Origin of the sequence: Rhodococcus sp. NPDC006774 (genome assembly GCF_040636045.1) — a bacterium.
Classification (GTDB): Bacteria; Actinomycetota; Actinomycetes; order Mycobacteriales; family Mycobacteriaceae; genus Rhodococcoides.
In genome coordinates this window covers 25,720-38,450 of record NZ_JBEYIW010000032.1, presented here as the reverse complement: position 1 = coordinate 38,450, position 12,731 = coordinate 25,720, and the positions used below count along the sequence as shown (strand labels likewise).

14 protein-coding genes, 1 pseudogene and 1 riboswitch are annotated in these 12,731 nt (G+C 65.6%); of the genes and pseudogenes, 7 read left to right on the top strand and 8 right to left on the bottom strand.

What is annotated here, in order from left to right; all coding sequences use genetic code 11:
- On the bottom strand, positions 1 to 190 hold a 190-nt coding region (locus tag ABZ677_RS26485), incomplete at its 3' end, for a hypothetical protein (RefSeq protein WP_358374792.1).
- 389 nt (positions 191 to 579) lie between these two features.
- Positions 580 to 1,134 carry a DUF6764 family protein gene (locus tag ABZ677_RS26480; protein WP_037188193.1) on the bottom strand — a complete coding sequence of 185 codons (555 nt, stop codon included), beginning with the start codon at positions 1,132 to 1,134 and terminating at the stop codon, positions 580 to 582.
- Between the two features lie 211 nt (positions 1,135 to 1,345).
- Here ABZ677_RS26480 and ABZ677_RS26475 point away from each other — a divergent pair.
- Positions 1,346 to 1,684 (top strand): annotated as a pseudogene (locus tag ABZ677_RS26475) (DUF4349 domain-containing protein); the annotation flags it as partial.
- 82 nt (positions 1,685 to 1,766) lie between these two features.
- Here the strand turns inward: ABZ677_RS26475 and ABZ677_RS26470 are convergent.
- The 3 genes from ABZ677_RS26470 to ABZ677_RS26460 are packed head-to-tail and all read right to left on the bottom strand — an operon-like array spanning position 1,767 to position 3,647.
- On the bottom strand, positions 1,767 to 2,234 hold the full coding sequence (locus ABZ677_RS26470) for a MerR family transcriptional regulator (RefSeq protein WP_358374789.1): 468 nt from the start codon (positions 2,232 to 2,234) through the stop codon (positions 1,767 to 1,769).
- Between the two features lie 29 nt (positions 2,235 to 2,263).
- Positions 2,264 to 3,139 (bottom strand): SDR family NAD(P)-dependent oxidoreductase, encoded by an 876-nt coding sequence (locus tag ABZ677_RS26465; RefSeq protein ID WP_358374787.1) that lies wholly within the window; start codon positions 3,137 to 3,139, stop codon positions 2,264 to 2,266.
- 43 nt (positions 3,140 to 3,182) lie between these two features.
- Complete coding sequence (locus ABZ677_RS26460; protein WP_358374785.1) at positions 3,183 to 3,647, bottom strand: tRNA (cytidine(34)-2'-O)-methyltransferase; 465 nt, start codon at positions 3,645 to 3,647, stop codon at positions 3,183 to 3,185.
- 33 nt (positions 3,648 to 3,680) lie between these two features.
- Here ABZ677_RS26460 and ABZ677_RS26455 point away from each other — a divergent pair, with 33 nt between their 5' ends.
- The 3 genes from ABZ677_RS26455 to ABZ677_RS26445 are packed head-to-tail and all read left to right on the top strand — an operon-like array spanning position 3,681 to position 5,531.
- Positions 3,681 to 4,289 (top strand): pentapeptide repeat-containing protein, encoded by a 609-nt coding sequence (locus tag ABZ677_RS26455; protein WP_358374782.1) that lies wholly within the window; start codon positions 3,681 to 3,683, stop codon positions 4,287 to 4,289.
- 56 nt (positions 4,290 to 4,345) lie between these two features.
- Positions 4,346 to 5,203, top strand: coding sequence for a bifunctional methylenetetrahydrofolate dehydrogenase/methenyltetrahydrofolate cyclohydrolase (locus ABZ677_RS26450; protein WP_037188179.1), 858 nt, complete (start codon positions 4,346 to 4,348; stop codon positions 5,201 to 5,203).
- A 10-nt stretch (positions 5,204 to 5,213) separates the two neighbouring features.
- Positions 5,214 to 5,531: a DUF3017 domain-containing protein gene (locus tag ABZ677_RS26445; protein WP_052047433.1), complete on the top strand. Its 318-nt coding sequence runs from the start codon at positions 5,214 to 5,216 to the stop codon at positions 5,529 to 5,531.
- A 36-nt stretch (positions 5,532 to 5,567) separates the two neighbouring features.
- Here the strand turns inward: ABZ677_RS26445 and ABZ677_RS26440 are convergent, their stop codons facing one another.
- Positions 5,568 to 6,713: a homoserine O-acetyltransferase gene (locus ABZ677_RS26440; protein ID WP_052047366.1), complete on the bottom strand. Its 1,146-nt coding sequence runs from the start codon at positions 6,711 to 6,713 to the stop codon at positions 5,568 to 5,570.
- Entirely contained in the window at positions 6,710 to 8,059 is a 1,350-nt protein-coding gene (locus tag ABZ677_RS26435) for a bifunctional o-acetylhomoserine/o-acetylserine sulfhydrylase (RefSeq protein ID WP_082323496.1), read from the bottom strand. The genes ABZ677_RS26440 and ABZ677_RS26435 overlap by 4 nt, the downstream gene beginning before the upstream one ends.
- Before the next feature lie 171 nt (positions 8,060 to 8,230).
- A riboswitch (SAM riboswitch) is annotated at positions 8,231 to 8,353 on the bottom strand.
- A 248-nt stretch (positions 8,354 to 8,601) separates the two neighbouring features.
- On the opposite strand from ABZ677_RS26435, the gene ABZ677_RS26430 reads away from it, so the two are divergent.
- The gene (locus tag ABZ677_RS26430) at positions 8,602 to 9,849 is read left to right on the top strand and encodes an MFS transporter (protein ID WP_358374776.1); all 1,248 of its coding nucleotides are present in this window, start codon (positions 8,602 to 8,604) and stop codon (positions 9,847 to 9,849) included.
- Positions 9,850 to 9,861: 12 nt separating this feature from the next.
- On the opposite strand, the gene ABZ677_RS26425 is transcribed toward ABZ677_RS26430, so the two are convergent.
- The gene (locus ABZ677_RS26425) at positions 9,862 to 10,905 is read right to left on the bottom strand and encodes an ABC transporter substrate-binding protein (RefSeq protein WP_358374773.1); all 1,044 of its coding nucleotides are present in this window, start codon (positions 10,903 to 10,905) and stop codon (positions 9,862 to 9,864) included.
- Positions 10,906 to 11,076: 171 nt separating this feature from the next.
- Between ABZ677_RS26425 and ABZ677_RS26420 the strand changes: the two genes are divergently transcribed.
- Entirely contained in the window at positions 11,077 to 11,751 is a 675-nt protein-coding gene (locus ABZ677_RS26420; protein ID WP_037188173.1) for a response regulator transcription factor, read from the top strand.
- Entirely contained in the window at positions 11,748 to 12,722 is a 975-nt protein-coding gene (locus tag ABZ677_RS26415) for an ATP-binding protein (RefSeq protein ID WP_037188170.1), read from the top strand. The genes ABZ677_RS26420 and ABZ677_RS26415 overlap by 4 nt, the downstream gene beginning before the upstream one ends.
- The last annotated feature ends 9 nt before the right edge of the window (positions 12,723 to 12,731 follow it).

Genomic DNA, 12,731 nt, shown 5'->3' with positions numbered 1-12,731 from the left:
TCGCCGAGCAGCCCAACGCGACAGCCATTTCGGTGCGTCCGTATCGGCTGTAGTGCTTGTGTTCGGTGTCGCGGGTGATCCAGTCGCAGTGCACGCGATAGCAGGCGGTGATCTTGCGGGCCGCGTGCCGGTTTTCTTCACGCGCGGCAGCGGTCAACGCCTCCAGTGACACGGTCGGTAGTGCACCCATTTTTTCACCCCCCCGGTGAGCCGAAACAAGAACGTGCGTTCGAACTGAAAGAAGACTATCTCGGCCCACCGACAAGAACGGAAAGGCACTTCGGGGGGACTGGCTCGGCTGGTCAGGGGCGGTGATCAGCCGCGGGTGTGCCCTCGTTTCATTGTTCCGTCCATAGCCGGAGCGGTTCGAGTGGCGGCTCCAACTCATCGCCAGTTCGGAGAGGCAATAGGTGCCGGCGAAGTCCAAGAGCAAACGGAGCGGGCGGCTCCCCGAGGGATGCGCGGAGCGGCCCAGGAAGTCCGGTCACATCGTGTATGCAGGAGGAGCCGACTACCTCGACGAGTTCGTGTCGGGGTAGTCGGCTCCGTTGGATCAAATTTTTCTCTGCAACCGGGCGATCAGCTACCGAGGACGCAGAACTGGCCGCTGGTGAGGTTCAGTGCCAGTGACAGGGGGCCGACGCAATCGACGCCCTGAGCCTCCGACGTGGCACCGGATCCCCACCCGGCGACTGCGAGGGTCGTCTGTCCGGCGTCGGCCCACGAGTGAGCGATTCCGCCGCCGAGTGCCAGTGCGTAGGCCGTCCCTGCATTCTTGCTCGCTCCGAGGGCGACGCCGTATCCGTTGGCGTAGGTGGCCGTCGAGCCGGGGCCGTCGTTGACGCTGACTGCGGTGCCGCTGTCGGCAGCACCTGCGGTGGCCTGTCCGGTGCCGTTGGAGGTGGCTCCGCAGCTCGCGGTGTCGTCGACCTGGATGTCGTTGGCCGACGGCGGGGACACGCAGTTGACGGGGGCTGCCGACGCGGTGGCCGTGCCCGACAGGGCTGCGACCGTCAATCCCGAGCCCATGGCGAATATTGCTGCGGTGCGGGCAATTCGACTACCGAACCGACTGGACGTGCGCGCGGAGGAGGAGTTGGAGGACGAGCGACGGGGCAGGGAAACAGAGAACAAAAGAAAGCTCCTTCACGAGCGAAACGGGCCGGTGCGGCACACGGTACCCCGCCCCGCGAGTCCATGGCAGCAAGCCGGTCAGGTTTGTGTAACGGTGCCGCTGGCATCCGGGGATGAATCGTCGTAGAAGTCCGGTTTCGCGCACCCTGACTGCAGCGGTCGTGGTACCCAGATGCGCGTTCGGGTTGCTGTTGTGCTCTAGCGCCGATCCATCGAAATCGTTTCTGCCACTTGCTGGTTCGGTTTCTGCGCCAAGGTTGGTGATGGTGCTCGAGATGGAAGGCGGCTCCGCACGGCAGCACGCTCCGGCATCGGTCGAACGCAAGGAAATCGTTACCGGGTACCTCCCGACGATCCGGCCGCGGCCGCGTCGAACACTGCCGATCTCGTCGAGGTGGAATCGGCACTGCCGAGCCGGCAGGGCGAACTCGACAGTTCGGTGTCACAGAAGTACTACCTCTCGGACCGGATCGATTTGTCGACGCTCACAATCAGTTTCACCTCCTGCGTCGAAGACACGCCGGCGAACCCGGACAACTTCTGGGACGCGATCGTGTCCGGGCGGCACTGGCCGACCGGCTGTCTACGGACCCATCGGGCTTCGGCGAGGTCGAGAACCCGACCTCCCCATGTCACGGACCGGTGGCACCGCCGTACGTCGCGATCTTGTATTCGGTTGCCACGAGCGAGAGTTGCAGTTCTCGGATACGTCGTCGGACGGTATCTCGATGCTCGACGAGCATGTCGAGTCGTTCCGGAACGGTGTCTTCTCCGCCGTCGACGAGTTCGACATAGCGCTGCAGGTCGCGCATCGGCATCCCCGACAACCGCATACGGGTGAGGAACACGATCCGTCGGACGGCCGCGTCGTCGTACCGTCGATGGTCGAGTCCGTCACGAGCAACCTCGATCAGGCCGCACCGCTCGTAGTACCGCAGGGTGTGCGCGGAGATATCGAGGAGCTCGGCGACCTCTGCGATGCCGAGTGGTTCGGCGAGCTCTCCGGGTTCGACGAGATCGTGCACCAGTTCGACGGTCAGCGATGCCTGCGAATCTGCCACGGCCGCCAGAGCCCTGTTCATCAAATCCGTCGTCGCCATGAGTACAGAAGATAGTCCGGGCGGTGCCGTCAGACCGGGCGGACGGATTCGGCTACACCCGGGAAGTCCGCGCTCGAGGACAGTTCGGCGTGGGCCTCGAGTGAGGCCAGTTCGCGGCGGTACGACTCGCGCAGCCGTCGGACGGCTTCACGGCCGAGAGGAATGCGCAGGGGAGCGGACTCGGCCCCGACCAACTGACGGATGACGAGAGCGGCTCGGTGCGGGTCGCCTTCCTGTCGACCGTCGGCCGCGAGCATGTCGGCCCTGACATCGCCGAGGATGTCGGCGTACACATCCACGGGGGCTGCGCGTTCGAGTACGTCGGCGCTGTTGAAGCAGGTCCGAAATCTGCTGGGTTCGACGATCAGAACTCGGATACCGAACGATGCGACCTCGCCGGCAAGCGCTTCGGACCAGCCTTCCAGGGCGAATTTGCCGGCCGAGTAGGACCCTGCTCCCGGAAAGGAGATCCGGCCGCCCTGGCTGCTCATCTGCACGATCGTTCCGGTGCCCCGCGCCCGCATTCCCGGCAACACGGCGCGGGTGAGAGCGGCGGGACCGACCACATGCTGGTCGAGCATGTCTCGCAGCCGGGCGTCGTCGATCTCCTCGGCGGAACCGATCTGCCCGACGCCACCGTTGTTGACGAGTACGTCTACGCGTCCGAACCGGTCGATCGCCGCCTCGACCACGGCGTGGGCCGACTCGGTGTCTCGAACATCGAAGGCGATCGGGAGCAGTGACTCTGCGTGCTCGTCGAGCAGGTCGTCGATGCGTTCGGGGCGACGCATCACCGCGACCACGGTGTCGCCCGCTGCCAAGGCGGTCTCGGTCAGAGCGCGCCCCAGACCGGAGGATGCCCCGGTGACGAGCCACGTGCGTTGTGGAGTGATTGTTCGAGTCATGAAAGGCAAGCTAGGGCTTCGAGCGCGCTCGAACGCAAACCCGTCAGACGCTGCCTTCGTACCCGTGTTGGCGCCATGCCTCGTACATCGTCACTGCCGCCGCGTTCGCCAGGTTCAAGGATCGACGGCCCGGAATCATCGGGATTCGCAGTCGATCGGTCACGTGTGGGTCGTCCAGGACGTCGTCGGGCAATCCAGTCGGCTCCGGTCCGAACAGGAGGACGTCGCCCGGTTCGTACGCGACGTCGGCGTAGGACCGGTCCGCGTGGGCGGTGTAAGCGAACACGCGAGTCGGTGCCAGCGCAGCCCAGGCCGAGGGGAGGTCGGCATGCACCGTCACCGACGCCAGATCGTGGTAGTCCAAGCCTGCCCGCTTGAGCTTCGGCTCGGACATGTCGAAGCCCAGCGGGCCCACCAGGTGCAGTTCGCAGCCGGTCCCGGCGACCAGGCGAATCGCGTTGCCGGTGTTCTGTGGGATGCGGGGTTCGAAGAACATGAGTCGAAACACCCGGTTCACTCTGCCATCACGAGCCCGGGAAGTATGGGGCAGGTGGACGACGAACAGACGATCGGTGAGGACTTTTCCGACACGCGACTGGACGGGCAGGAGTGGACCGGCAGGCAGTTCGTTCGGTGCACATTTCGCGACGCGGACATGAGCGGCGTCCGAACCGACTCGGTGGTGTTCACCGAATGCGACTTCACCGGCACCGACCTGACCGAATCGATTCACACGAACTCCGCATTTCGATCGTGCACCTTCACTCGGACCAATTTGCAGCACAGCACCTTTCGTCATTCGACCATGATGGGATCGACGTTCGTCGACAGTCGCATGCGTCCGGCGACGTACGACGAGGTCGACTTCACCCTCGCGTCACTGGGCAACGCGGACCTTCGCTGCCTCGATCTGACGGGGTGCCGGATGCGGGAAGCGAACCTCGTGTCCGCAGACTTGAGGAAGGCCACTGCGCGCTCGGTCGATTTCGCAGGTGCCCGTACCGTCGACGCCAAGTTCGACGAGGCGGATCTGCGCGGAGCCGTCGCCGACGCATCGCTGTGGGTCAGCGCGAGCGTGCGCGGCGCGAAGATCGAGCTGATGCAGGCCGTGGCGTACGCGGCAGCGCACGGGCTCGTCGTCGAGGGCTGACGGTGGGGATCGGACCGGTGCGCCGCTACTGACGCCGAACCTGGAACAATGACCGGGTGACTGCAACGATTCTCGATGGCAAAGCGACCCGTGACGAGATATTCGTCGATCTCACCGCCCGCGTGGCAACGCTGCGTGAGCAGGGCATCACCCCGGGTCTGGCGACCGTGTTGGTGGGCGACGATCCGGGTTCGGCCGCGTACGTCCGGGGCAAGCACAACGACTGCGCCAAAGTCGGCATCACCTCGATTCGTCGCGACCTCCCCGCGGACATCACCCAGGCGGATCTCGAGGCCGTCATCGACGAACTCAATGCCAACCCCGAATGCACCGGCTACATCGTTCAGCTGCCGTTGCCGAAGCATCTCGACGAGAACGCTGCGCTCGAGCGAATCGATCCGGACAAGGACGCCGACGGTCTGCACCCGATCAACCTCGGCCGTCTGGTGCTCGGCAAGGATGCCGCACTGCCGTGTACACCTCGCGGGATCGTGCACCTGCTGCGCCGCTACGACGTTGCTCTCGACGGTGCGCACGCGGTGGTCATCGGCCGCGGAGTGACGGTCGGGCGACCCATCGGTCTGCTGCTCACGAGGCGTTCGGAGAACTCGACAGTCACGTTGTGTCACACCGGAACTCGTGATCTGGCCGCCGAGGTCTCGCGCGCGGACATCGTCATCGCCGCTGCCGGAGTGCCCGGATTGATCACCGCGGACATGGTCAAGCCGGGTGCTGCTGTGCTCGACGTCGGGGTGACCCGCACCGAGGACGGACTGCGCGGCGATGTCGCCGACGGTGTGGCGGAGGTGGCCGGATTCCTCTCGCCCAACCCCGGCGGCGTCGGACCGCTGACGCGGGCCTTCCTGCTCACCAATGTCGTCGAGCGCGCCGAACGCGTCGCCGCCGAGAGCTGAGCGAACCGACGTGAACGACGCAGAGGATGCGCGAAGCGAGCCCGACGCGGGATTTCGCGCGGCAGTCGCGCGCAACCTACCGATCGTCGCAGTCTCGGTCGTCGTCCTCGCCGCGCTCGTCCTGGTGCTTGCCGATCGCTGGCGGCGCGGCGCGTTCATCTTCGGATGCGCAGCGCTGCTGGCGGCAGTCCTGCGGCTGTGCCTGCCCGAAACACGTGTCGGCACACTGCAAGTGCGCAGTCGCGTGTTCGATGTGCTGGCGCTGGGCTGCGTAGGCGGAGCAATCGTCTTTCTGTCGCTGTCGATCGATCCGCTGGGAACCGACTGACGTCAGGGCGCAAGAGCCCGGTCGACGAGAGCGGTGTCAGCGCCGACCGAGGCGGGCCAGCTCCATCGTCTCGGCGAGCAGTTTCGCCACCGAATCGGCCTCGGTCAGAAAGCCGTCGTGTCCGTCACGCGACTGGATCACTTCGAGTCCGCGGCACTGGGGGAGTTCACGAGCGATCTCCTTCTGCAGTCGCAACGGATACAGGCGATCGGAGTCGACGCCGCCGACGATGGTCGGGACCTCTGTGGACGCAAGAGCTTCGGCCACTCCGCCGCGGCCACGGCCGATGTCGTGACGGTTCATCGCTTCGCTGAGCAGGACGTACGTCGCCGCGTCGAACCGGTTGACGAGCTTCGCAGCCTGATGCTCCAGATAGCTCTGTGCGGAGTATCTACCACCGGCCCACGGGTCCTCGTCGTTCTGCGGTGAGTTTCCGAACCTGATGTCGAGTTCGCTCTCGGTCCGGTACGTCAGGTGCGCGATGCGCCGCGCGATGCCGAGTCCGGCCGTCGGCGAGGTGCCGGTGTCGTGATAGTTGCCGCCGAGCCATCCTGGATCGGCCTTGATCGCGGCGATCTGTGTTGTCTGGGTACCGATCTGGTCGGCAGTTGCCCTGGCACCGACCGCGAGGACCAACGCGGCCGCCACTCGGTCGGGATGGCCCACGATCCATTCGAGGGTGCGCATCCCGCCCATCGAACCGCCGACGACGGCAGCGAACCGCTCGATTCCGAGTACGTCGGCCACGGCCGCCTCGGCGGCGACCTGATCGCGGATGGAGATGTCGGGGAAGCGAGACCCGTAGGGCGTGCCGTCGGGAGAGAGGCTGCTCGGTCCCGTGGTCCCGCCGCAGCCGCCGAGCACGTTGGTCGCCACGACGCACCACTCGTCGGTGTCGATGGGGCAACCGGGACCGACCATTCCGTTCCACCAACCGGGCAGAGCGTGATCGGCGTCCGGCGGACCGGATACATGCGAGTCCCCGGTCAGGGCGTGTTCGACGAGTACCACGTTGCTGCGGTCGGTGGCGAGTTCGCCCCACCGCTGCACCGCGACGGTCACCTGGGGGATTCGAGCGCCGTTCTCGAGATCGAGACCACCGATGTCGATGGTGCCCAACCGCCCGTCCGGAGACGGAAGAACCGCCTCCGGACGAACGCCTGTGTCGCAGCTGTGACTCAAGATGCCGCCGCGCTGAATCCGACCTCGAGATCGGCGATGATGTCGTCGATTCCTTCGATGCCCACGGCGAGACGCACCAGGCCGGGAGTGACGCCCGAGGCCAGCTGCTCTTCCGGAGTCAGCTGGGAATGCGTGGTGGATGCGGGATGGATGACGAGTGAGCGCACGTCTCCGATGTTAGCGACGTGGCTGTGGAGAGTGAGTGCGTTGACGAACTTCTTGCCCGCGTCCACACCACCCTTCAGCTCGAACGCGATGATCGCGCCCTGCCCCTTCGGCAACAATTCCTGCCCGCGCTGGTACCACGGCGACGACTCGAGTCCCGCGTAGTTGATCGAGACGACGTCGTCGCGACCGGCGAGGAAGGCGGCAACCTTCTGTGCGTTCGCCACGTGCCGCTCGATCCGAAGGCTCAACGTTTCCAGACCCTGGCTGATGAGGAAGGCGTTGAACGGCGAGACCGCAGCACCGATGTCACGCAACAGCTGAACGCGTGCCTTCAGTGCGAACGCGGGCGCGCCCAGATCGGCGAACACGACGCCGTGGTAGCTCGGATCCGCGGTGGTGAAGTTGGGATGACGGCCCTGCGTCCAATCGAAGGTGCCGCCGTCGACGATGACGCCCGCGATGGCCGTTCCGTGTCCGCCGAGGTACTTCGTCGCGGAGTGCACCACGATGTCGGCACCGTGCTTCAACGGCTGCAGCAGGTACGGCGTCGCCACGGTGTTGTCGACGATCAGTGGAATGCCGTTCTCGTGGGCCACGGCCGAGATCCCGGGGATGTCGAGAATGTCGTTCTTCGGGTTCGAGATCGACTCGCCGTAGAACGCCTTGGTCGACGGAGTGATCGCGGCGCGCCACTGCTCGAGGTCGTCGGGATCGTCGACGAACGAGACGGTGATGCCCAGCTTGGGGAGCGTGTAGTGGAACAGGTTGTACGTGCCGCCGTAGAGCCGCGGGCTCGACACGATGTGGTCGCCCGCCTCCGCGAGGTTGAGAATTGCGAACGTCTCGGCGGCCTGACCCGATGCGAGCAGCAACGCCGCGACTCCACCTTCGAGGGCGGCGATGCGCTGCTCGACGACATCCTGCGTCGGGTTGATGATGCGGGTGTAGATGTTGCCGGGCTCGGCCAGTCCGAACAGCGCGGCTGCGTGGTCGGTGTTGTCGAACGTGTACGAGGTGGTCTGGTAGATCGGCAACGCACGAGCCCTGGTGGTGCCGTCCGGGGTCTGACCCGAGTGGATCTGCTTGGTCTCGAAACTCCAGTCGGCCGCGGGATCGGTGAACGGATCCTCGGTGGGAGCTCCGGTGGCGTCGACGACGTCGGGGGTGGAATCGGTCATGGCTGGTGATACTCCGTTTTCTGAGACGAGTCTGTTCGAGACGAATCGAATGTCGAATGAAGCTCGAGAAGTCGAGCGCTACGGGGCGTATCGGTACAGCAACACATGAGAGAACCTCCTGACAGGCTTCGGCCCCTGGGGACCGAAGGTTCAGTGGGTCCGCTTCCTGCGGACCCGCGCTTGTCGATACGGCACTCGCATGCCGGATCGGCCCGGTCGTTCACCCGGGGCACCCCACCGCGGTTGGAGGGTTGCCGGCCAGCAAGCCGGGGCTCGATGCTGGCACTCATGACCTGGCGAAGATCCTAGCCGGTGATGGCCCTCGACCGGAACGAGGGCACGCGCACCGCGCTCGGGTGGAGCTCGAGCAGATGCTCGGGTGAGGACAATCACCGCTCATCGACGCGAAACGAGCTGCCTCGGGGAAGACAATTGATCGGAGCGACGTTGCCTTCTGGGTCGGACCCGGTCGGTCTCGGATCGCAGGCTCGAATCCCGGCCGCTTCTTCTGCCCCCTATTTGCACACGAAGGTTGTACTGCTGTGACTGGCACCGATTCCGCTCTTGCCCGAGTCAGCGCTGTGCGCGGCAAGGTGTCGAGTGGTCTGAGTGTCAGTCATCGACCGCACTCGACCCGCCGCAAGCTCGCGATGTTGGCACTGTCCATCGGCGGCTTCGGGATCGGCACCACGGAGTTCGCGTCGATGGGCTTGCTGCCGGACATCGCGACGACGATGGGGATCTCCGAGCCCTCGGCCGGCCACATGATCTCCGCGTATGCGCTCGGCGTTGTGGTCGGTGCGCCGACCATCGCGGCCCTGGCCGCTCGCGTCCCCCGGCGGATGTTGCTGCTGGCGCTGATGGTGGCCTTCACGCTCGGCAACCTCGGCACGGTGTTCGCGCCCAGCTTCAACGAGCTCGTCGCCTCGCGCTTCGTCGCGGGTCTGCCACACGGTGCGTACTTCGGAGTGGCCGCGCTGGTGGCTGCCCACCTCGCCGAACCGGGTAAGAGAGCCAAGGCCGTCGCGATGGTCATGATGGGACTCTCGGTCGCAAACGTCGTCGGCGTCCCGGTGGCGACGTGGATCGGGCAGGCGCTGGGATGGCGTAGTGCATTCACACTCGTGGCCGTCATCGGTGCCCTCACCGTCGCCGCCCTCGTCCTCTGGATGCCACGACTCGACGCGATGCCGACCACCAGCCCCATCACCGAACTGGGCGCACTGCGCCGCAGTCAGGTGTGGATGACCCTGTTCGTGGGCATCGTCGGATTCGGTGGCATGTTCGCGGTCTACACCTACATCGCGTCGACGCTGACCGACGTCGCCGGTCTCGCCCGCGCGCTCGTTCCGGTCGCCCTGATGATCTACGGACTCGGAATGGTCGTCGGAAACTATGCCGGCGGATGGCTCGCCGACCGCTACCAGCTCAAGGGCACCTTTGTCGGTCTGGCCGCGACGGCCGTGTTCCTTGCCGTGTTCGTCGTGGCCGCACACAATCCGATCACCGCGCTTCTCGTGGTGTTCCTCATCGGCGCGTCCGGCTCCTCGGTGGTGCCGGGCCTGCAGACGAGGTTGATGGACGTGGCCGAGGACGCCCAGACGCTCGCCGCATCGCTCAACCATGCCGCGTTCAATCTGGCCAACGCCATCGGAGCGGCAGTCGGTGGAGCCGTGATCGCCGCGGGCTTCGGCTACACGGCACCTGCCGCCGTCGGCTCGGGCCTGGCGGTGGCCGGTCTCGGTGTACTGGCCACCGCCATGTGGATGGACAAGCGTTCCGCGGCGTAGGAGCGCCCGGGATCAGCCGGTGATCGTTGCCGGCGATCCACCGAGAGCGTCGTCCAGAGCCGGAACCAGCTTGTCGATCACGTACGGCAGGCTCAGCACGCTGGTGAAGTAGATCGCGCCGGCCGTCACACCGTCGGTGAACACGAGGTTGCCGTCCTTCACCGGCTCGAGTGCGTCGTACATCGCCTCCTTCTCCAATTCCGTGCGATCGCCGGGCTCCTCGGTTCCCCAGATCAGCACGTCGGCGGCGTTGAGGACCGACAGATTCTCGAGCGGGATGCTCGCCTGCGCGCTGCCGTCGGCCGGAACGTAGGCGTCGATGTCGTCGGGAATGACGAAGCCCAATTCGGTCAGGAAGTCGGTGCTCAACCCGTCCTGGTACGCGATCGCCTTGCCCTCGTAGAACGCGTTCTGCAAGAAGATCGCCTTCGTGCCGGCAAACTCCGGGTGTGCGGCCGCAGCGTCGGCGAACTTCTGATCGACGCCGTCGATCAGGGCATCGACCTCGGTCTTCTTACCGAGCGCACGTCCGATCTTCTGCGCCTGGACGTCCCAGGGCTCGAAATAGGCGGTCGACGCGTCCGACTGGGCGAGCGTCGGGGCAATGTCACTGAGCGTGTCGTACGTGTCCGCCGTCAGGCCTGCATTGGTGGCGATGATCAGATCGGGCTCGAGTGCGGCGATCTTCTCCGTCTCGAATCCATCGTCGTTCGAGAGCACTTCGGGCTGAGCGTCGCCCAGAGCTGCCTGCGCCCAGGGCCAGGTTGCGTACGGCTGTTCGCCATACCACTCCGTGACGCCGACGGGGATCACGCCGAGCGCCAAGACGGTGTCCTGCTCGGTGTAACCGGCCACCACGATACGAGTCGGTTCTTCGGGCACAACGGTCTCACCGAACGCGTGCTCGATCGTGACCGGGAAGGCGGCCGAATCGGAGGACGCACCGACCGTCGGTGCCGGCTCGTCGGTGGAGTTCGAGCAGGCAGTCAGCAGTCCCACGGTGGTCAGCGCAATGGCGCACACCGCCCAGGTTCGGTGAAGTGGTCGGATGTGCATCGATACGCCTTTCGTAAGGGTTGGCTAACATCGGGAAGGGTAGCCCACCCTAATTTCAGCGTGTCGGTGAGTCCGTCGGTCGCCGCGCCGTGAAAGGCCTGGCTCAACTTTCACCGAACCTCCACATTTCCCGACGGGCTCCTCCACGTGCGCCCTCTAGGGTCAGTTCTCATGAGCCGCACAGTTCTCGTCGTCGACGACGAGCCCACGATCTCCGAGGCCGTTGCCGCTCGGCTGCGCGGCGAAGGGTACGAGGTCGTCACTGCCGCCGACGGCCCGTCTGCCGTCGACGCGTGCGCCCGGATCGATCCCGACGTTGTGGTGCTCGATCTGATGCTGCCCGGGTTCGACGGGCTCGAAGTGTGCCGTCGTATCCAGGCGTCCCGTCCGGTCCCGGTGCTGATGTTGACGGCCAAGTCCGACGAGACGGACATGCTCGTCGGCCTGGGCGTCGGCGCGGACGACTACCTGGGAAAGCCGTTCAGCATGCGCGAGTTGGTCGCTCGCGTGCACGCCTTGGTCCGGCGTGCCGAGCGTACGGTGGCCGCCGAACCTCAGGCGGTTCGAGTCGGTGACGTACAGATCGATCACCGGGAACGGCGGGTGACCACTTCCTCCGGTGACATCCACTTGACCAGAACGGAATTCGACATCCTCGCCTATCTGGCTGCTCGGCCGCGCAGTGCCGTGTCGCGAGAGACCCTATTGTCGGAACTGTGGGGCTGGGATGATTCGGCCAGCAGCAGGACGGTCGATTCTCACGTGAAAGCGTTGCGTCGCAAACTCGGTGGCGATCTCATTCGGACCGTCCACGGCGTGGGCTATGCCGTGGAGTCGCCGCGATGACCCGCATGCTGCCGCGCCCGTTGGATCCGTTGCGGTCGTTCAAGCTCAAGGTCTCGCTCGTCGTGGGCATAGTGCTGGTGCTCGCGAGCGTCGTCTTCTGGATCGGAGCGGGCTGGCAATTCCGCTACACCCTCCTCGCAGCGCTCGTCGTGTCCTTGGCCGCAACACAATTGGTCGCCCACGGCATGACGTCACCGCTGCGCGAGATGACCTCGGCCGCCAAAGCGATGGCGCGAGGCGATTATTCGACCCGAGTGCGGGCAACATCGAAGGACGAGGTGGGCGAGCTCGCCACGGCGTTCAACACCATGGCAAGTGATCTCGAAGCCGCGGAGAAGTACCGCCGCGAACTCATCGGCAACGTTTCCCACGAGTTGAAGACGCCCATCGCTGCCCTGCGTGCCGTGCTCGAGAACATGGTCGACGGGGTGACCGACGCGAATCCCGCAACGCTGTCGGTGGCGCTGCGCCAAACCGAGAGACTCGGAGATCTGGTCAGCGAACTGCTCGATCTGTCGCGGGTGGAGGGCGGTGTGCTCACCATTGCCCCGGAGGAGTTCGAGGTCCGGCAATTCCTCGAGGACGCCACCTCCGTTCACAGAGAACGAGTGTCGATCGTCGTCTCGCCCGGCGATGCGACCGTCCTGGCCGACCGGTCGCGTATGACGCAGGTGATCACCAACCTCGTCGACAACGCCGTGCGGCATTCTCCTCATTCGAGCACCGTGACGCTACGCGCCCATCGAATCGGCGGGGCGTACGCATTCGACGTCGTCGACCAGGGACCGGGCATCGCGCCCGCCGACCGCCTTGCGGTGTTCGACCGATTCACTCGCGGCGGATCCACCGACGGCGGAACAGGTCTCGGCCTCGGCATCGCCCGTTGGGCCACCGAACTGCACGGCGGAACCATCGACGTTCTCGACAGCGAATTCGGCTGCCACATCAGAGTGGCCATCCCCGAGCACTGAATTCATCGA

Excerpts from the sequence above, each read along its gene's own strand:
- ABZ677_RS26470 (WP_358374789.1), bottom strand. The coding sequence starts at position 2,234 with ATGGCGACGACGGATTTGATGAACAGGGCTCTGGCGGCCGTGGCAGAT.
- ABZ677_RS26465 (WP_358374787.1), bottom strand. The coding sequence starts at position 3,139 with ATGACTCGAACAATCACTCCACAACGCACGTGGCTCGTCACCGGGGCA.
- ABZ677_RS26455 (WP_358374782.1), top strand. The coding sequence starts at position 3,681 with ATGGGGCAGGTGGACGACGAACAGACGATCGGTGAGGACTTTTCCGAC.
- ABZ677_RS26435 (WP_082323496.1), bottom strand. The coding sequence starts at position 8,059 with ATGACCGATTCCACCCCCGACGTCGTCGACGCCACCGGAGCTCCCACC.
- ABZ677_RS26425 (WP_358374773.1), bottom strand. The coding sequence starts at position 10,905 with ATGCACATCCGACCACTTCACCGAACCTGGGCGGTGTGCGCCATTGCG.
- ABZ677_RS26420 (WP_037188173.1), top strand. The coding sequence starts at position 11,077 with ATGAGCCGCACAGTTCTCGTCGTCGACGACGAGCCCACGATCTCCGAG.
- ABZ677_RS26415 (WP_037188170.1), top strand. The coding sequence starts at position 11,748 with ATGACCCGCATGCTGCCGCGCCCGTTGGATCCGTTGCGGTCGTTCAAG.